The organism is Aureimonas flava (genome assembly GCF_003583935.1).
Lineage (GTDB): Bacteria > Pseudomonadota > Alphaproteobacteria > Rhizobiales > Rhizobiaceae > Aureimonas > Aureimonas flava.
In genome coordinates, this window is sequence record NZ_QYRN01000001.1 from 268569 (window position 1) to 285246 (window position 16678).

At 70.0% G+C, this 16678-nt stretch carries 16 protein-coding genes; 14 read left to right on the top strand and 2 right to left on the bottom strand.

Translation table 11 applies throughout. The features are described 5' to 3' along the window. Positions 1-33: 33 nt before the first annotated feature. From nagZ to D3218_RS01365, 9 genes are all read left to right on the top strand, one after another. A complete protein-coding gene (gene nagZ / locus D3218_RS01325; protein ID WP_119538088.1) occupies positions 34-1059 on the top strand; it encodes a beta-N-acetylhexosaminidase in 1026 nt (341 codons plus the stop codon). A 73-nt stretch (positions 1060-1132) separates the two neighbouring features. After that, positions 1133-2251 (top strand): ABC transporter ATP-binding protein, encoded by a 1119-nt coding sequence (locus tag D3218_RS01330; protein WP_425359278.1) that lies wholly within the window; start codon positions 1133-1135, stop codon positions 2249-2251. Positions 2252-2289: 38 nt separating this feature from the next. Next, positions 2290-2520: a twin-arginine translocase TatA/TatE family subunit gene (locus tag D3218_RS01335; RefSeq protein ID WP_119538090.1), complete on the top strand. Its 231-nt coding sequence runs from the start codon at positions 2290-2292 to the stop codon at positions 2518-2520. A 47-nt stretch (positions 2521-2567) separates the two neighbouring features. Beyond that, on the top strand, positions 2568-3089 hold the full coding sequence (tatB, locus tag D3218_RS01340; protein WP_119538091.1) for a Sec-independent protein translocase protein TatB: 522 nt from the start codon (positions 2568-2570) through the stop codon (positions 3087-3089). Next, positions 3086-3898 (top strand): twin-arginine translocase subunit TatC, encoded by an 813-nt coding sequence (tatC, locus tag D3218_RS01345; protein ID WP_119538092.1) that lies wholly within the window; start codon positions 3086-3088, stop codon positions 3896-3898. The genes tatB and tatC overlap by 4 nt, the downstream gene beginning before the upstream one ends. Positions 3899-3937: 39 nt before the next feature. Next, positions 3938-5221 carry a serine--tRNA ligase gene (gene serS, locus D3218_RS01350; RefSeq protein WP_119538093.1) on the top strand — a complete coding sequence of 428 codons (1284 nt, stop codon included), beginning with the start codon at positions 3938-3940 and terminating at the stop codon, positions 5219-5221. Positions 5222-5225: 4 nt separating this feature from the next. After that, on the top strand, positions 5226-5987 hold the full coding sequence (gene surE / locus D3218_RS01355) for a 5'/3'-nucleotidase SurE (protein ID WP_119538094.1): 762 nt from the start codon (positions 5226-5228) through the stop codon (positions 5985-5987). A 13-nt stretch (positions 5988-6000) separates the two neighbouring features. Continuing rightward, positions 6001-6642 carry a protein-L-isoaspartate(D-aspartate) O-methyltransferase gene (locus D3218_RS01360; RefSeq protein WP_168990380.1) on the top strand — a complete coding sequence of 214 codons (642 nt, stop codon included), beginning with the start codon at positions 6001-6003 and terminating at the stop codon, positions 6640-6642. A 154-nt stretch (positions 6643-6796) separates the two neighbouring features. Beyond that, positions 6797-7987 carry a M23 family metallopeptidase gene (locus D3218_RS01365; RefSeq protein ID WP_245414875.1) on the top strand — a complete coding sequence of 397 codons (1191 nt, stop codon included), beginning with the start codon at positions 6797-6799 and terminating at the stop codon, positions 7985-7987. 67 nt (positions 7988-8054) lie between these two features. Here D3218_RS01365 and D3218_RS01370 read toward each other — a convergent pair whose 3' ends face one another. Next, the gene (locus D3218_RS01370) at positions 8055-8864 is read right to left on the bottom strand and encodes an ATP-binding protein (RefSeq protein ID WP_119538464.1); all 810 of its coding nucleotides are present in this window, start codon (positions 8862-8864) and stop codon (positions 8055-8057) included. A gap of 207 nt (positions 8865-9071) precedes the next feature. On the opposite strand from D3218_RS01370, the gene yajC reads away from it, so the two are divergent. The 5 genes from yajC to D3218_RS01395 all read left to right on the top strand — a co-directional run bounded on the left by yajC (position 9072) and on the right by D3218_RS01395 (position 15095). Next, positions 9072-9413, top strand: a complete 342-nt coding sequence (gene yajC / locus D3218_RS01375) for a preprotein translocase subunit YajC (protein ID WP_119538097.1) — start codon at positions 9072-9074, stop codon at positions 9411-9413. A gap of 121 nt (positions 9414-9534) precedes the next feature. After that, positions 9535-12123: a protein translocase subunit SecD gene (secD, locus tag D3218_RS01380; protein ID WP_119538098.1), complete on the top strand. Its 2589-nt coding sequence runs from the start codon at positions 9535-9537 to the stop codon at positions 12121-12123. Between the two features lies 1 nt (position 12124). Continuing rightward, positions 12125-12508: an Mth938-like domain-containing protein gene (locus tag D3218_RS01385; RefSeq protein WP_119538465.1), complete on the top strand. Its 384-nt coding sequence runs from the start codon at positions 12125-12127 to the stop codon at positions 12506-12508. Beyond that, the gene (locus tag D3218_RS01390; protein ID WP_119538099.1) at positions 12505-13335 is read left to right on the top strand and encodes a phytoene/squalene synthase family protein; all 831 of its coding nucleotides are present in this window, start codon (positions 12505-12507) and stop codon (positions 13333-13335) included. The genes D3218_RS01385 and D3218_RS01390 overlap by 4 nt, the downstream gene beginning before the upstream one ends. 23 nt (positions 13336-13358) lie before the next feature. Then, positions 13359-15095: a DUF4153 domain-containing protein gene (locus D3218_RS01395; protein WP_119538100.1), complete on the top strand. Its 1737-nt coding sequence runs from the start codon at positions 13359-13361 to the stop codon at positions 15093-15095. Positions 15096-15107: 12 nt separating this feature from the next. Here D3218_RS01395 and trmFO read toward each other — a convergent pair whose 3' ends face one another. Beyond that, entirely contained in the window at positions 15108-16523 is a 1416-nt protein-coding gene (trmFO, locus tag D3218_RS01400; protein WP_119538101.1) for a methylenetetrahydrofolate--tRNA-(uracil(54)-C(5))-methyltransferase (FADH(2)-oxidizing) TrmFO, read from the bottom strand. Positions 16524-16678 lie beyond the last annotated feature (155 nt).

Genomic DNA, 16678 nt, shown 5'->3' on the forward strand with positions numbered 1-16678 from the left:
CGCGACGCTTCCACCCCTGTCAGGAACATGGCGATGAACGGATCGAAGGCCTGGATTTCCGGGTGCATCGGCCAACGGCTGAACGCGGACGAGCGCGCCTTCTTCGCCGACGAACGGCCCTGGGGCTTCATCCTGTTCGGCCGCAACATCGGCGAGCCGTCGCAGGTGCGCGATCTCGTCGCCGAGCTGAAGGACACGCGCGGCGGCGACGACGTGCCGGTCCTGATCGATCAGGAAGGCGGGCGCGTCCAGCGCCTGCGCCCGCCCTTCGCGCCCCGCTTCCCGCCGGCCGCCGAGATCGGGCGTGTCTACGGCGACGACGAGGCGGCCGGCCGCCGCGCCGCCTGGCTCCAGGGGCGGCTGCTGGCCGACGACCTCCTCACGGGCTACGGCATCAACACCAACTGCATTCCCTGCCTCGACCTCCCGTCGCCGGGATCGCACTCGATCATCGGCGACCGGGCCTACGGCGACCGGCCGGCGGTCGTCGCGACGCTCGGCCGCGCTGCCGCGGCGGGGCTGGCGGCCGGCGGCGTGCTGCCGGTGATGAAGCACATCCCCGGCCATGGAAGGGCGGAGGCGGACAGCCATCTGGAGCTGCCGACCGTGCGCGCGAGCCGGGCCGAACTCGAATCGCACGATTTCCAGCCCTTCGCCGAACTGGCCGACCTGCCCGCCGGCATGACGGCGCATATCCGCTTCGAGGCGCTCGACCCCGATCGCCCCGCGACCCTTTCGCCCCGCGTGATCTCCGAGATCATCCGTGGCGCGCTCGGCTTCGGCGGCCTTCTGATGAGCGACGACATGTCGATGAAGGCGCTGCAGGGCGACATGGCCGAGCTCGCCCGCGCGGCGATCGCGGCCGGCTGCGACCTCGCGCTCCACTGCAACGGCGACCTTGCCGAGATGCGCGCCGTGGCCTCCGGCGTGCCGGAACTCGCGGACGAGAGCCTGCGGCGGGCGGAACGCGCCCGAGCGGTGATCCGCGCGGGCGCCACCGTGCCGGCGACGGATGCGATGCGGGCGGAGTTCGCCGAGCTTCTCGCCGCGACCGCTTGAGCGCAGGGGCGCGAGCCGCTACCTCGGATGGGTGAGCGGGGGCTCGGCTCCGCCGGGCGAGCGGATGGCGACGGTGCGAACGGACACGGCAGAGCGACAGCACGACACGACCGCCGCCCCGCTGGGGGCGGATGCCGGCTTCGCCGCCGATCTGGAGTTCCGCGACGTCGGCTTCCGCGCGGGCGGTCGGGCGATCCTGTCGGGCATCGACCTCCAGGTTCCCGCCGGACAAATTCTCTGCCTCCTCGGCCCATCGGGGTCGGGCAAGAGCAGCCTCCTGCGCATCGCGTCGGGCATCGAGCGGCAGACCGAGGGGCGGGTGCTGATCGGGGGCCGGGACGTGGCCGGGCCGGATCGCTTCGTGCCGCCGGAAGGGCGGGGCGTCGGACTGATGTTCCAGGACTTCGCGCTGTTTCCGCACATGTCGCTGATCGACAACGTGCGCTATGGCCTGCGCTCGCTGCCCAAGGGGGCGCAGCGGGAGGTCGCCGTCGCCGCACTCCGGCGCGTGGGTCTGGAGCGGCTCGGCGAGAGCTTTCCGCATCATCTGTCGGGCGGCGAGCAGCAGCGCGTCGCGATGGCGCGGGCACTGGTGCCGCGTCCGCGGGTCCTCCTGATGGACGAGCCCTTCTCCGGTCTCGACAGCCGTCTTCGCGACGAGATGCGCTCGGAGACGGTCGCGATCCTGCGCGAGACGCGGGCGACGGCGATGATCGTCACGCACGACGCGGAGGAGGCGATGCGGCTCGGCGACCGGATCGCCCTTCTGCGCGACGGCCGCCTCGTGCAATGCGGCAGCGCGCGCGAGCTCTACCGTCGCCCGGTCGACCTCTTCGCCGCGTCGTTCTTCTCCGAAATCAACGTCTTGCCGGGTTCGGTGAAGGCGGGTGCGGTGGTCGGTCCGCTGGGCCGCGTCGCAGACTCGCCACGATCGGATGGCACAGAGGTGACCGTCGGACTGCGCCTGGAAGGGGTTCGCGTCTCGCCGGACGAGGGGTCGGTGCGGGCACGTGTCCTTTCGCGGCAGTTCGTCGGCAGGTCTGACCTCCTGTTCCTGGCCGTCGAAGGCGTCGACCGACCGATCCGGGCGCGGATCCGGCCGAACGATCTTCCCGATGGTGTGCACGAGGTCTTCGTATCCGTTGATCCGCAAGAAGCTTTCGTGTTTGAAGGCAAGAGCGGATCGGCTTGAACCGGATCTCGGGCGCGCCGCGCTCATAGGAGACTAGTATGGGTAGCTTCAGCATCTGGCACTGGCTCATCGTTCTGGCGGTGGTGCTGCTCCTCTTCGGCCGTGGCAAGATTCCCGAGCTGATGGGCGACGTCGCCAAGGGCATCAAGAACTTCAAGAAGGGCATGGCGGACGAGGACACCCAGACCGTCCAGGAGCGCCGCACGCTCGAGAGCCGCGACGGCGAGCCGCTGTCGACCGAGACGCCCGTCGAGAAGTCGCGGATCTGAGGCCGCCGGCGGTGCCCGCGCACCGCCGCGCCTGATTCGATACCGCCATGTTCGACATCGGTGGACTTGAACTCCTCGTCATCGCGATCGTGCTGATCGTGGTGGTCGGTCCGAAGGATCTGCCCAGGATGCTTCGGACCTTCGGCCGCGTCACGTCGCAGATGCGGCGCATGGCCGGCGACTTCCGCAAGCAGTTCGACGAGGCCCTCCAGGAGGCCGAACTCGACGATCTGCGCAAGGCGGCCCAGGATGTCCGCTCCCTCGACCCGCGAGCGAGCATCCAGAAGAACCTCAATCCGATCCGGGCCGTGGGCGACGAGATCCGCTCGTCGCTTCGCACCGCGACGGCCGCTCCGGCGCCGCGCGTGCCGGAGGCCGGCGAGCCCGCCGTCCCCGCCGAGCCGCCCGTCGCGCCCGTGATGCCGATGTCGTCCAACCCGAACGGCGCGCCCGTGCCGGACGCGAAGCCGTCGGACACGCCGCCCGCCCCCATGAGCGAGGCGGCCGAGGCGCCGCCCGTGGCCCCTGCCAGACCCGAGGCGTCGGCGCGCGCTGGAGACCTTTCGTGAAGCGTTCGGAAGCCGATATCGAAGCCTCGTCGGCGCCGCTGATCGAGCACCTAATCGAACTGCGGCGCCGCCTGATCTGGGCCATCGCCGGCTTCTTCGGCATGTTCCTGATCTGCTTCTTCTTCGCCAAGCAGATCTTCAACATCCTGGTCGTGCCGTACCAGATCGCGACCTCCTGGGTCGGGGCGGACCCGGCCAGCGTCGAGCTCATCTACACGGCGCCGCAGGAGTACTTCTTCACCCAGGTCAAGGTGGCGGCCTTCGGCGGCTTCTTCCTCGCCTTTCCGCTGATCGCCATCCAGGTCTACAAGTTCGTCGCGCCCGGCCTCTACCGGGACGAGCGATCGGCGTTCATTCCGTTCCTGGTCGCCACGCCGCTCCTGTTCCTGCTCGGGGCGCTGCTGGTCTACTTCTTCTTCACCCCGATGGTGATGTGGTTCTTCCTGTCGATGCAGCAGACGGGCGAGGGAGGTGACGCCGCCATCCTGCTCCTGCCCCGCGTGTCGGAGTACCTGTCCCTCATCATGACGCTGATCGTGGCCTTCGGGCTGGTGTTCCAGCTTCCGGTGATCTGCTCGCTTCTGGTGCGCGCCGGCATGGTCACGGCCGAGAGCCTGGCGGGCAAGCGCAAGTACGCGATCGTGATCGCGTTCATCGCGGCGGCGGTGCTGACACCCCCCGATCCGCTGTCCCAGATCGGCCTTGCGATCCCGGCGATCATTCTCTACGAGGTCTCGATCATCACGGCACGGTTGATCGAAAAGAAGCGAGCCGAGCGCCTGGCGGAAGCGGAAGCGCCCACGGAGTGATCCTCCGGCTCCGGTCCGCCCGGCGCGGACTGGAGAGACATGCTCGACCTCAAATGGATCCGCGAGAACCCGCAACTCCTCGACGAGGCGCTCGAGCGCCGGGGAGCCGGCTCGGCCTCGTCCGAGGTGCGCCGGCTGGACGAGGCGCGGCGCGAGCATCTCAAGGTCCTTCAGGACTGGCAGGGTCGACGCAACGAGGCCTCCAAGGAAATCGGCAAGGCCAAGGCCTCCGGCGACGCCCCGCGCGCCGAGGCCGTGATGGCCGAGATGACAGATCTCAAGGCCCGGATCCAGGACGGCGAGAAGGAGGAGCGCCGGCTCGACGAGGAGTTGAGCGGCTTCCTGGCGACGCTGCCCAACGTACCGCTCGCCGACGTGCCGCGCGGCGCGGACGAGAGCGAGAACGTCGAGGTCCGGCGGTCGGGGCAGAGGCCCGCCTTCACGTTCGAGCCCAAGGAGCACTTCGAGCTCGGCGAGGCGCTCGGGCAGATGGACTTCGACGCCGCCGCTCGCATGTCCGGCTCCCGCTTCACCGTGCTGCGCGGCAAGCTGGCCCGCCTCGAGCGCGCGCTCGGCCAGTTCATGCTGGACGTGCATACGGGCGAGTTCGGCTACGAGGAAGTGTCCCCGCCGCTGCTGGTGCGCGACGACGCGCTGTTCGGCACCGGGCAGCTCCCGAAATTCGCCGAGGACCTCTTCCGCACCAGCGACGGCCGCTGGATGATCCCCACGGCCGAGGTGTCGCTGACCAACCTCGTGCGCGAGCAGATCCTCGACGAGGCCGCCCTGCCGCTGCGCTTCACGGCGCTCACGCCGTCCTTCCGCTCGGAGGCGGGCTCGGCCGGTCGCGACACGCGCGGCATGCTGCGCCAGCACCAGTTCTACAAGGCCGAGCTCGTGTCCGTGAACACGCCGGAGACGTCGCTCGCCGAGCACGAGCGGATGACCCGCGCCGCCGAAAGCGTGCTGGAGCGGCTAGGCCTCCATTTCCGCACGGTGGTCCTGTGCACCGGCGACATGGGCTTCTCGTCGCAGAAGACCTACGACATCGAAGTCTGGCTGCCGGGGCAGAACGCGTTCCGCGAGATCTCGAGCTGTTCCGTCTGCGGCGACTTCCAGGCGCGGCGCATGAACGCGCGGTTCCGCCCGGCCGGCGAGAAGGTGGCGCCGCGTTTCGTCCACACGCTCAACGGTTCGGGCACCGCTGTCGGACGCGCGCTGATCGCGGTGATGGAAAACTACCAGACGGAAACCGGCGAGATACGCGTGCCCGATGTGCTGCGGCCCTATATGGGCGGGCTCGAGATCATCGGCCGGGAGTGAACTGATGCGGATCCTTCTCACCAACGACGACGGGATCCACGCGCCCGGGCTTCGGACGCTGGAGGCGATCGCGCGGCAACTCTCGGACGACGTCTGGACAGTCGCGCCCGAGACGGACCAGAGCGGCCTGTCGCATTCGCTGACGCTGTCGTCGCCCCTCCGGGTACGCCGGGAGGGGGAGCGCCGCTTCGCCGTCACCGGCACACCAACCGACTGCGTCATCATGGCGGCCAAGCACCTGATGCCCGAGGAGCCGGACCTCGTCCTGTCGGGCGTCAACGCCGGCCAGAACGTGTGCGACGACGTGAGCTACTCCGGCACGGTGGCGGGAGCGATCGAGGGCATGATGCTCGGATACCGCTCCATCGCGCTCAGCCAGACCTTCCGTGCCGACGGCGCCCGCGACCTGCAATGGGCGACGGCCGAGCGGCACGGCGCGGAGATCGTCCGCAAGCTCATGGCGGTTTCGGCGCCGGAGGGAACGCTGTTCAACGTCAACTTTCCCGCGGTCGAGCCCGATGCGGTGAAGGGGACCAAGGTCACGCGGCAGGGCAAGCTCGATTACGCGCTCGGCATCGAGGAGCGCCAGGACGGGCGCGGCCTGCCGTATTTCTGGCTGAAGTTCGGCCGCCAGTCGGGGCCCGAGATGGAGGGGTCCGATCTCGCCGCCTTGCGGGACGGCTTCGTGTCCGTGACGCCGCTGCATCTCGACCTCACGCATCACGCGCTGCGCGAGGAGATGCGGTCCGTCTTCTCCGCCGGCTGACCGCCCGATGGAGATGCCGGGCGACAGGGAAGGGCTCGCCGCGCTCCTGATGCGCGTGCGCTCGGAGGATTTCGTCGCCGGTCGGCTGATGGAGGCCGTCGAGGCGATCCCCCGGCGCCTGTTCGTGCCCGACGGGGTGCCGGACCCCTACGGCGAGCACAGCTTTCCGCTGCCCTGCGGGCAGACGATGCCGAGCGCACGGACCGCCGTGCGACTGGCGGCCGCGCTGCGCATCCAGCCCGAGCACCGCGTCCTCGAGATCGGCACCGGCAGCGGCTACGTCACGGCCCTCCTGGCGCGCCTCGCGGTGCAGGTGGTGACGCTCGAGCGTTATCGGACCCTGTCCACCGCCGCGAGCGAGCGCGTGCGCTCCTGCTCGCTCGGCAACGTCACCTTCGTGCAGGACGACGGGCGCGCGGGCTACGCCGAGGCCGCGCCCTTCGACCGGATCGTGGTGCATGGCTCGTTCGAGGAACTGCCCAAGGCCTTCGTGGAGCAGATGGCATCCGGCGCGATGCTGGTCGCCGCGATCGGAGCCGGAGACGGCGTGCAGCAGATCGTCCGGCACCAGAAGCAGGGCAGCCGTTTCGAGCTGACCCCGTTGTTTCCCGTGCGCTTCAAGCCGCTCGACGCCGGAAAAGCCTCCGTCCTGTAAAGGAAATCTTCGCCCGACGCCCTCCGCTTAACCGACGGGTAACATTAACGCGGTTGAATGGGTCAAGGTTGGCGAAGGCATGGGGACTCAAATGCGCACGCACATCATGCGGCTCTTCCGGCAGCGACTGGTTCGCTCTGCCGCGCTTGTTTCGATGGCTTCGATCGCCGCCGGCTGCAGCGCGGACGCGACACGCCTGCAGGACGGCTTCTACACGGGCGCCATTCCGAAGGCCCCGGTGCAGAACACCCAGATGGCTGCCGCTCCGGCCGCGCCGACCTATCAGGCCGCGCCGAGCCAGACCTTCGCCGCCGTGGAGACGCCTGCGGTCAGCCGCTCGTCGCTGCCGCCTCCGCCGGCGTCGTCCTACGGCAACCCGCCGGCCGCTGCCTCGTCCTATCCCGAGCCCGTTCAGTCCGCCGCGTCCGCGCCGGTCGGCCAGCCGCAGGTCGCGCAGACCTCCGTGTCGCGCGCCATGCCCGCCGCGCAGCAGCCTGCCGCCGGCTCGCGCGGCGCCAGCGTCACGGTGGAGTCGGGCGATTCGCTCCTCGGCATCGCCCGCCGCACCGGCGTCAGCGTGGCCGACCTCCGCGCCGCCAACGGGCTGAGCGGCGACAACATCCGCATCGGCCAGACCCTAGTCGTGCCCGGCGGTTCCGCGCCGGCCGCCGCCAACACGCGCGTCGCCTCGCTCGGCGCGCCGCCGACGACGCTGCAGGCGCAGGCCGCCGCCATCCCGGCGCCGCGCGCAGCGCCGGCCAACCGCCCGGTCGCCGCCGCGCCCGCCCACGCGCCGGCCGCGACGGCGCCCGCCCAAGCCGCGGTCGCCCAGCCGCCGAAGGCCGAGCAGCCTGCCGCCGCGCCGAAGGCGGCCGACAGCGCCGTGGCCGTCGCCGCGCCGCCCCAGCCCACCACGATGGCCAAGGAAGAGGCGCGCCAGGAGGCGTCGCTGCCGCCCGCATCGACCGGAATCGACCAGTTCCGCTGGCCGGTCCAGGGTCGCGTCGTGAAGAACTTCGGCGACAAGGTCGGCTCGCGCCGGAACGACGGCCTCAACATCTCCGTGCCGCGCGGCACGCCGATCAAGGCCGCCGAGAACGGCGTGGTCATCTATGCGGGCGAGGGGCTGAAGGAGTTCGGCAAGACCGTGCTCGTGAAGCACGACAACGGCCTTGTGACCGTCTATGGCCACGCCGACGACATCCTGGTCCAGCGCGGCTCCACGGTGAAGCGCGGACAGGAAATCGCGACGGCCGGCATGACCGGCGACGCGGACGCCCCGATGCTGCACTTCGAGGTGCGCAAGGACTCCTCGCCCGTGAACCCGATGACCTACCTGCGCTGATCGCCGGCACGGTCCGTTCGATCCGAGGCCCCGGCGCCAAGCGCCGGGGCCTTTTTCGTCGCCCGGCTCAGATGTCCAGCCGGCGGCCGAGGCGCCCCGCTAGGTCCTGCACGAACTGATAGGCGACCCGGCCGGACCGGTTGCCGCGCGTGGTCGCCCATTCCAGCGCCTCCGCCCGCAGCGCGTCGGCGTCGATCGCAAGGCCCCCTTCGCGGGCGTATCCCGCGACCATGGCCAGGTAGTCGTCCTGCGAGCATTTGTGGAAGCCGAGCCACAGGCCGAAGCGATCGGAAAGCGAGACCTTCTCCTCCACCGCCTCGCCCGGATTGATCGCCGTGGACTGCTCGTTCTCCATCATGTTGCGGGGCAGGAGGTGGCGCCGGTTGGAGGTCGCGTAGAAGAGGACGTTGCTCGGGCGACCCTCCACACCGCCGTCCAGCGCCGCCTTCAGCGACTTGTAGGCCGTGTCGTCGTGGTCGAACGACAGGTCGTCGCAGAAGAGGAGGATCTGGAACGGCTCGGCCCGCAGGACGTGCATCAGCGCCGGCAGATGATCGATGTCCTCTCGGTGGATCTCGATCAGCTTCAACGGCGGGTGCGCCGCGCCCAGATCGCGGTTGGCCCACTCGTGCGCCGCCTTCACCAGCGACGACTTGCCCATGCCCCGTGCGCCCCAGAGAAGGGCGTTGTTGGCGGAAAGTCCTGCGGCGAAGCGGCGGGTGTTCTCCAGGAGGATCTCGCGCGAGCGGTCGATGCCGCGCAGGAGCTCGACCGGGACGCGGTTCACCCGTGGGACGGCCTGCAGCGTGCCCGGCGGCTGGAACACGAAGCAGTCGGCTCGCGCGAGGTCGGCGGCGGACGGGGTCGGGGGCGCCATTCGTTCCAGCGCGTCCGCGATGCGGCGCAGGAGCGCGAGCTGGGTGTCTTCGGTCGCGGTCACAGTCTCGCTATGTCCTTCTGGAGCCGAGGGAACACTGTTCCGCGCACCGCCGGGTCATGTTGCATTCGTGCCGACCGTTCGTATATTGCGGCCGACTTGTGAAGGGCGCGATCGCCCGTTTCCGTTCTGTCGAGGAGTGTGTTGATGTTCGTCACGCCGGCTTTTGCCCAGACCGCCGCCGCAGCCGGGGGGCCGGAGAGCATCCTCATCAGCATCCTGCCCTTCGTCGCGGTCTTCGCGATCATGTACTTCCTGATCATCCGTCCGCAGCGGACCTCCGCCAAGAAGCGCGACGAGATGCTGCGCAACATCCGTCGCGGCGACACGGTGGTGACCGGCGGCGGCATCATCGCCAAGGTGACCAAGGTGATGGACAACGGCGAGCTCGAGGTTCAGATCTCGGAGCAGACCAAGATCCGGGTGCTCCAGTCCATGGTCGCCGACGTGCGCACCAAGGGCGAGCCGGTCGCCGCCAACACGAAATAACCTCTTTCGAGGTTGCATTCCGAAGGCCGGGGCTTCTCGGCCTTCATCACGTCGATCCGCCGTGAGGCGGGGACGGGCGGGGGCGCGAGCCACTCGCCCTTCGCCATGATTCGAGGACGTCATGCTTCACTTCTCCCGCTGGAAAACCGTCCTCATCTGGCTAGCGGTGGTTGCCGGCGTCCTGTTCGCGATGCCGAATCTCCTGACCCAGTCTCAGCGGGACTCGCTGCCGGGCTTCATGCCGCATCGTCCGATGACGCTCGGCCTCGACCTTCAGGGCGGGTCCTACGTCCTCCTCGAAGTGGATCGTGCCTCGCTGGTCAACGACCGGCTCCAGAGCCTTCGCGACGACGTGCAGCTCTCCTTGCGCAACGCGAATGTCGGCTTCGCCAACCTCGCGGAGCGCGACGGCGGGGTGGAGTTCACGCTTCGTGATCCCACGGCGGGCGCGGCGGCCCGCACGGCCCTTCAGAACCTGACATCCCCGATCTCGACCAACCTCCTGGCGGGCGGATCGGTCGCGGAAACGGCGCTCACCGAGCCGCAGCCGGCCACCTTCCGCCTGGCGCCGACGGAGGAGGGGATCAACTACCGCCTCTCGACCGCCGTGGCGCAGTCGATCGAGGTGGTCCGCCGGCGCGTCGACGAGCTTGGCACCACCGAGCCGGTGATCCAGCGCCAGGGCCTCGACCGCATCATGGTCCAGGTGCCCGGCCTCCAGGACCCGGCTCGCCTCAAGGCGCTCCTCAATCAGACCGCGCGGCTGACCTTTCGGCTGGTGGACGTGAACAATTCGGCGGCCGCGGTGCAGGGCGGGCAGCAGCCCGTGCCGGCCGGCTCGGAGCTCCTCCAGACCAACGACAACCCGCCCCAGCCGGTGCTGGTGCAGCGGCAGGTGATGATCTCGGGCGAGAACCTTTCGGACGCCCAGGCCGGCTTCGATCAGCAGACCAACCAGCCGGTGGTCAACATCCGCTTCGATTCGCGCGGCGCGCAGCGTTTCGGCGAGGTGACCCAGCAGAACGTCGGGCGGCCCTTCGCCATCGTCCTGGACGACAAGGTCCTGTCCGCGCCCAACATCCGCGAGCCGATCCTCGGCGGCCAGGCGCAGATCTCGGGCAACTTCACCGTCCAGTCGGCGAACGACCTCGCCGTGCTGCTCCGAGCCGGCGCCCTGCCGGCGACGCTGGACATCATCGAGGAGCGCACGGTCGGACCGGGCCTCGGTGCGGATTCGATCGCCGCCGGCCAGAACGCGGGCATCATCGGCGCCGCATTCGTGGTCGTCTTCATGTTCGTCGCCTACGGCTTCCTCGGCATCATCGCCAACGTGGCGCTGCTCGTGAACGTCGTACTGCTCGTGGCGCTCCTGTCCGTGCTCGGCTCGACGCTGACGCTGCCCGGCATCGCCGGCATCGTGCTCACCATGGGCATGGCGGTCGATTCGAACGTCCTGATCTACGAGCGCATTCTCGAGGAGCGGAGAAACGGTCGCTCGGTGGTGCAGTCCATCGACGCCGGCTTCCACAAGGCGCTCGGCACCATCATGGATGCGAACGTCACGACGCTGATCGCGGCGGTGATCCTGTTCTTCCTGGGTTCCGGCCCGGTGCGCGGCTTCGCCGTGACGCTGGCGCTCGGCATCTTCACCACCATCTTCACCGCGCTGACGCTGACGCGCTGGCTCGTGGCCTTCTGGGTCCGCCGGCGCCGCCCGAAGGAGGTTCCGAAAGGCTGGGTCTCCTTCGTGCCGCACGGCACGGTGATCCGCTTCATGGCGATCCGCAAGTGGGCTTTCGCCATCACCATCGGCCTGTCGCTCGCCTCGATCGGCAGCCTGTTCGTGGGTGGGCTCAACTTCGGCATCGACTTCACCGGCGGCACGGTTCTGGAGGTGAAGTCCACGGCACCGCAGGCCGACGTCGCCAAGATCCGCGAGGACCTGACGCCGATCATCGAGGGCGACGTGCAGGTGCAGGAATTCGGCTCGCCGCAGGACGTGCTGATCCGCTACGCCGTGCAGGAGCAGGACCAGCAGACGCCGCAGGCGAGCGTCAACGCGGTGCGTGCCGCGCTGCAGGCCGACTACACGTTCGAGCGCGTCGAGGTGGTCGGGCCGACGGTGTCGGGCGAGCTCGCCTGGGCGGCGATCGTCGGCGTCGCCGCCTCGCTGCTGGCCATCGCCGCCTATGTCTGGATTCGGTTCGAGTGGCAGTTCGCGATCGGCGCGCTGCTGGCGACCGCGCACGACGTCGCCATGACGATGGGTTTCCTCGTGGTGACGCAGCTCGAGTTCAACCTGACCTCGATCGCCGCGCTCCTGACCATCGTCGGCTATTCGCTGAACGACACGGTCGTGGTGTTCGACCGCATCCGCGAGAACCTTCGCAAGTACAAAAAGATGCCGATTTCCGACATCATCGACCGGTCGCTCAACGAAACCCTGTCGCGCACCATCCTGACGGCGGCGACGCTGGTCCTGGCGCTGGTCGCACTCTACGGCTTCGGCGGCGACGTGATCCGCGTCTTCGTGGCGCCGATGCTCGCGGGCGTGCTGGTCGGCGTCTACTCTTCGGTGTTCATCGCGGCCCCGGTCCTGATCTACTTCAAGCTGCGGCCGGAGACGATCCGCGGCGGCGAGGCGGAGGAGAACGCGGACGGGACCAAGAAGCCTCGCGTCGGCAACGCGCCGCGTGCCGGGCGGGCCTGAGGTGAACGGCGAGGTTCGCGACGCGCACTATCCGCGTCGCGCCCCCATCGACGCCTACGGCAACGGTGGGTTCCGCTTCGCCGACATGTCGCATCGCGGCTCGATCCTCTGCCTGCCGTCCGGCATCTACGGCTGGTCGGCCACCGCCGAGCAACCGTTTTCGGGGGATCGCCTGATGAAGGTGCTGGAGGAAGCCGACGACATCCGCTTCCTTCTCTTCGGCACGGGAGCGGACATCCGCCGGCCGCCGGCACCGCTGCTGGCACGCCTGCGCGATCGCGGGATCTCGTGCGATCCGATGTCCACCGGCGCGGCGGTGCGGACCTACAACATCATGCTTTCGGAAGGCCGCCCGGTCGCCGCCGCGCTCGTGGCGGTGGAATGACGCGAGAGCCGGCTTTCGCCGACGCCTATGCCGAGTGCGCGCGCATCGTGCAGGAGGGCGACCCGGATCGGGCCGTCTCGGTCGGCTTCGCCCCGGAATCGTGCCGGGACGGTCTCTGGGCGCTCTACGCCTTCGCGCTGGAAACGGCGCGGGTGCGCGATCACGTGAGCCAGCCGTTGCCGGGCGAAATCCGCCTGCAATGGTGGCGCGACCGTCTGAACGCCGAGGATGCGGAGCCGGAGGCGGCGGGGCAGGGCTCGCCGATCGCCACCGCGCTGGCCGACACGGTGCGGCGCCACGACCTGCCGCTGGACGCCTTCGACCGGTATCTCGACGCCCGGATCTTCGATCTCTACGCCGACCCGATGGGCGACCGGCCGGAATTCGAGGCCTATGCCGGTGAGACGCAGTCGGCCGTCATCATGCTGGCCGCGATGATCCTCGACCGGGCCGAGGCACCGAAGGCGGCGGACGCGGCGGGCCATGCCGGGGTCGCGGCCTGCGCCGCCTGGATCGTGCGGGACGCCGCTCGGCACCGCGCGCGCCATCAGGTGTTCGCGCCGGCCGATCTCCTGGCGGCGACCGGGCTGGACGCTTCCGGCTGGCTCGTCGGCGGAAGCGCGGCCGAACCGGCCCGCCAAGCCGTGATCGCCTTCGCGCGGGAGCACGAGCAGCGTGCGGAGGCACAGGTCGCTCGGCTCGCGCCGTCCCTTCGCCCCGCCTTGCTGCCGGCGCTCTTCGCGGCTCGCTCGATCGAGCGGACAAGTCCCTCGGTTTCCGAGCCGATGCGCCGCCTTTGGTTCTATTGGCGGACCATGCGCCGCTGAGGCGCCGGCAGGGAGTGCCCGACATGCTGCGCGCCGTCCTTCGACCCGTCCGTCTCCTGCGCTCGCTCTCGGTGCGGGCCGGCCAGGCCACCTTCCGCTTCCCGGCCGCGGCGGCAGCGATCATCGCGATCGGTTTGATCGCGAACTGGACGGTGCGACGCGACTTCGATGTGGCCGAACCGCTGGCCCGCGTGCTTCTGGCGCTGACGGCGGGGGCGGCGGCCTCCGTCGCCATGACGCTCCTTGCGGAAAGTCGCGGCGCGGTCGCGATCGCCGCACGGCTGGCCGGTGGGCTCGCGCTCGCGGCGACGGCCGCCGCCGTCGGCTTCGCGCATCCCTTTCTGCTGCATGGACCCGCGCTGACGATCGCGATCGTCGCGGCCGTGCCGCTCGCGCCGTTCGTCGGGCGCGGGTCGTCGCGCGCCTTCTGGGACTTCGCTCTCTGGACCGCGCTCGGCGTCACGCTCGGATGGTTCTCCGTGCTGATCTTCCTGCTGGGCTTCACGGCCATCTTCGAGATGGTGCGGACGCTGTTCGGCTTCGGCCTCGGCGGCGACGCCTACAGCCATCTCTTCGCCACCGGCCTGACGCTCGTCGGGCCGCTGTTCGCCCTCGGACGGATTCCCCATCCCGGCGAAGTGGAGGCGCGGGACTGGGCGGGCGATCGCCTGGAGCGCGCGGTGCGCCCGCTGTTCGAATGGATCACGGCGCCGCTGGTCCTCGCGGTCGCCGTCATCATCCACGCCTATGCCGCGCGGATCGCGCTGACCGGCAACGTGCCGATCGGCGAGATCGGCTGGGTGGTGCTCCTGTATGGTGCCTTCGTGCTGTCCTTGCGCGTCGGGCTCGAGCCGTTCCTCGCGCACTTGCCTCAGCCGGCACGATTCGTGGCGCATCGCTGGGCCGCCATGCTGGTCGTACCGCTCGCGCTTTTCGCCTATGCCCTGGCCGTGCGGGTGGCCGCGGAGGGATGGACGGTGGAGCGGTACTTCGCCGCCGCCTACGGCGTGGCGGCGGCCCTTGCCGTCCTGCTGCAGCTTGCGCCGCGCACGCGGTCGGACATCCGTCTCGTGGTCGCCGTCCCGCCCGTTCTCCTGGCGCTGTCGACGTTCGGCCCCTGGGGCGTCGCCGATACGGTGGGGCGCAGCCAGGTGGCGATGATCGAGCGGCGCGACGGCGAGGCGCTGCGTGGGGGCGCCGAGACGATCCGCGGCCTGGACGCGCCCGCGCGCCAGTCGCTTCTGTCGCGGCTCAGCGTCCTGGAGACGGTGGAACGGACGGATCGTCTCGCGCCGCTTCTCGGTGCGGTCGGAAGCGGGGATGCCGCGCAGCGCGTCGCCGCGCTTCGGGGCGCGTTGAACGAGGGCGCGGCCCTCGAGACGCAGGCGGCGGAAGCGGAGAACCAGAGCTTCTCGGTCGACGGCGCCTTCGATGTGGGCGGCTTCGACCGCGTCTTCCCGGCGCTCGATGCGGCCGTCGGACGAACCGATGGCAGCGTGCCCATGCGCCTCGACGGGCGATGGCTCGTGGTCACCTATCGCGGACGGACGGACCGCTTCGAGCTTCCGCCGACGCTCGGCCGGCCGAGCGGGCGCGCGCCGAGCGGAGGCCTTCCGCCGCTGGTGATCGATCTGCGGTCGGCGGAAGGACGCAGCCTGCGCCTGCGTCTCTCGCGCGTGCGCCGGGACGCGCAAGGCGTTCCGGTCTTCGTCCAGGGCTCGCTCGCCCTGCGGCACGGCGAATGGGCGAGCCCGCCCTGACGGGCGAAGCGCCTATTCGGCGGCCGTGAGCAGGACGCCGTTCTCGTCGGCGAGCCAGGTGGCGAAGTCGGCTAGGGCCCGGCGCGACAGGGCGCGCTTCTTGGCGATGGTCTTTTCCTTGCCGCGCAGCCGCTTCCCCTCCTCGCGAGGAACTTCGACCGGCGGGAACAGCCCGAAATTGACGTTCATCGGCTGGAACGAGCGCTTTCCGCCTTCTTCGTCCGCCGACAGGTGCCCGCCGGTGATGTGCGCCAGAAGGGCGCCCATGGCGGTCGTCGCCGGCGGCGGCGCGGCGGCGCGGCCCAGCGCCTCGGCGGCAGCGAAGCGGCCCGCCATCAGCCCGACGGAGGCCGACTCCACGTAGCCCTCGCAACCGGTGATCTGTCCCGCGAAGCGCAGCGACGGCCGGCTCTTCAGGCGCAGCGTTCCGTCGAGCAGCGTCGGCGAGTCGAGATAGGTGTTGCGATGGAGGCCCCCCAACCGCGCGAACTCGGCGTTCTCGAGGCCCGGGATGGTGCGGAAGACGCGCACCTGATCGGCGTATTTCAGCTTCGTCTGGAAGCCGACCATGTTGTAGAGCGTGCCCAGCGCGTTGTCCTGGCGCAACTGGACGACTGCATAGGCCTTCACGGTCGGGTTGTGCGCGTTGGTCAGGCCCATCGGCTTCATCGGCCCGTGACGCAGCGTTTCCGGTCCGCGCTCGGCCATCACCTCGATCGGGAGGCAGCCGTCGAAATAGGGCGTGCCTTCCCACTTGCGGAACTCGGTCTTGTCGCCTGCCACCAGCGCGGCGACGAACGCCTCGTACTGGTCGCGATCCATCGGGCAGTTCACGTAGTCCTTGCCCGTGCCGCCGGGGCCGACCTTGTCGTAGCGCGACTGGAACCACGCCTTGTCCATGTCGATCGTGTCGAAATGCACGATGGGCGCGATGGCGTCGAAGAAGGCGAGGGCATCCGCCCCCGTCTCGGCCCGGATCGCCTCGGCGAGGCCCGTCGCGGTGAGCGGGCCCGTCGCGACGATGGCGCGGCCCCATTCGGCCGGAGGCAGCGCGCCGATCTCCTCGCGCACGATCCGAACCAGCGGATGCGCGGCGAGCGCGGCGGTCACGGCATCGGCGAAACCGTCGCGGTCCACCGCCAGCGCGCCGCCGGCCGGCACCTGGTGCGCGTCGGCGCAACGCATGATGAGCGAGCCCGCCAGCCGCATCTCGGCATGCAGGACGCCGACCGCGTTGGTTTCGGCATCGTCGGAGCGAAAGGAGTTGGAGCAGACCAGCTCGGCCAGGGCATCGGTCTTGTGCGCGTCCGTGCCGCGCGTGCCGCGCATCTCGTGCAGGACGACCGGAACGCCCGCCTGCGCGAGTTGCCATGCGGCTTCGGAGCCGGCGAGGCCGCCGCCGACGATGTGGATGTGATCGTGTGCCATGGCGCTTGATAGCACCGGGGGCGGACGGGCGGAACACCCGGAAACGACAACACCCGCCGGGGGAGGACCGGCGGGTGTCGTTGGAAAGCCCGCGGATGGGAGGAGGAGACCGCGGGCTCGGATCCGCTCGGGCCCTTTGGGAGGAGGATGGGCCC

Coding starts and splice junctions, on each gene's coding strand:
- tatB (WP_119538091.1), top strand. CDS start 2,568: ATGTTCGACATCGGTGGACTTGAACTCCTCGTCATCGCGATCGTGCTG.
- D3218_RS01360 (WP_168990380.1), top strand. CDS start 6,001: ATGCCGGGCGACAGGGAAGGGCTCGCCGCGCTCCTGATGCGCGTGCGC.
- surE (WP_119538094.1), top strand. CDS start 5,226: ATGCGGATCCTTCTCACCAACGACGACGGGATCCACGCGCCCGGGCTT.
- D3218_RS01335 (WP_119538090.1), top strand. CDS start 2,290: ATGGGTAGCTTCAGCATCTGGCACTGGCTCATCGTTCTGGCGGTGGTG.
- trmFO (WP_119538101.1), bottom strand. CDS start 16,523: ATGGCACACGATCACATCCACATCGTCGGCGGCGGCCTCGCCGGCTCC.
- D3218_RS01370 (WP_119538464.1), bottom strand. CDS start 8,864: ATGGCGCCCCCGACCCCGTCCGCCGCCGACCTCGCGCGAGCCGACTGC.
- D3218_RS01395 (WP_119538100.1), top strand. CDS start 13,359: ATGCTGCGCGCCGTCCTTCGACCCGTCCGTCTCCTGCGCTCGCTCTCG.
- secD (WP_119538098.1), top strand. CDS start 9,535: ATGCTTCACTTCTCCCGCTGGAAAACCGTCCTCATCTGGCTAGCGGTG.
- D3218_RS01365 (WP_245414875.1), top strand. CDS start 6,797: ATGGCTTCGATCGCCGCCGGCTGCAGCGCGGACGCGACACGCCTGCAG.
- serS (WP_119538093.1), top strand. CDS start 3,938: ATGCTCGACCTCAAATGGATCCGCGAGAACCCGCAACTCCTCGACGAG.
- yajC (WP_119538097.1), top strand. CDS start 9,072: ATGTTCGTCACGCCGGCTTTTGCCCAGACCGCCGCCGCAGCCGGGGGG.
- nagZ (WP_119538088.1), top strand. CDS start 34: ATGAACGGATCGAAGGCCTGGATTTCCGGGTGCATCGGCCAACGGCTG.
- D3218_RS01390 (WP_119538099.1), top strand. CDS start 12,505: ATGACGCGAGAGCCGGCTTTCGCCGACGCCTATGCCGAGTGCGCGCGC.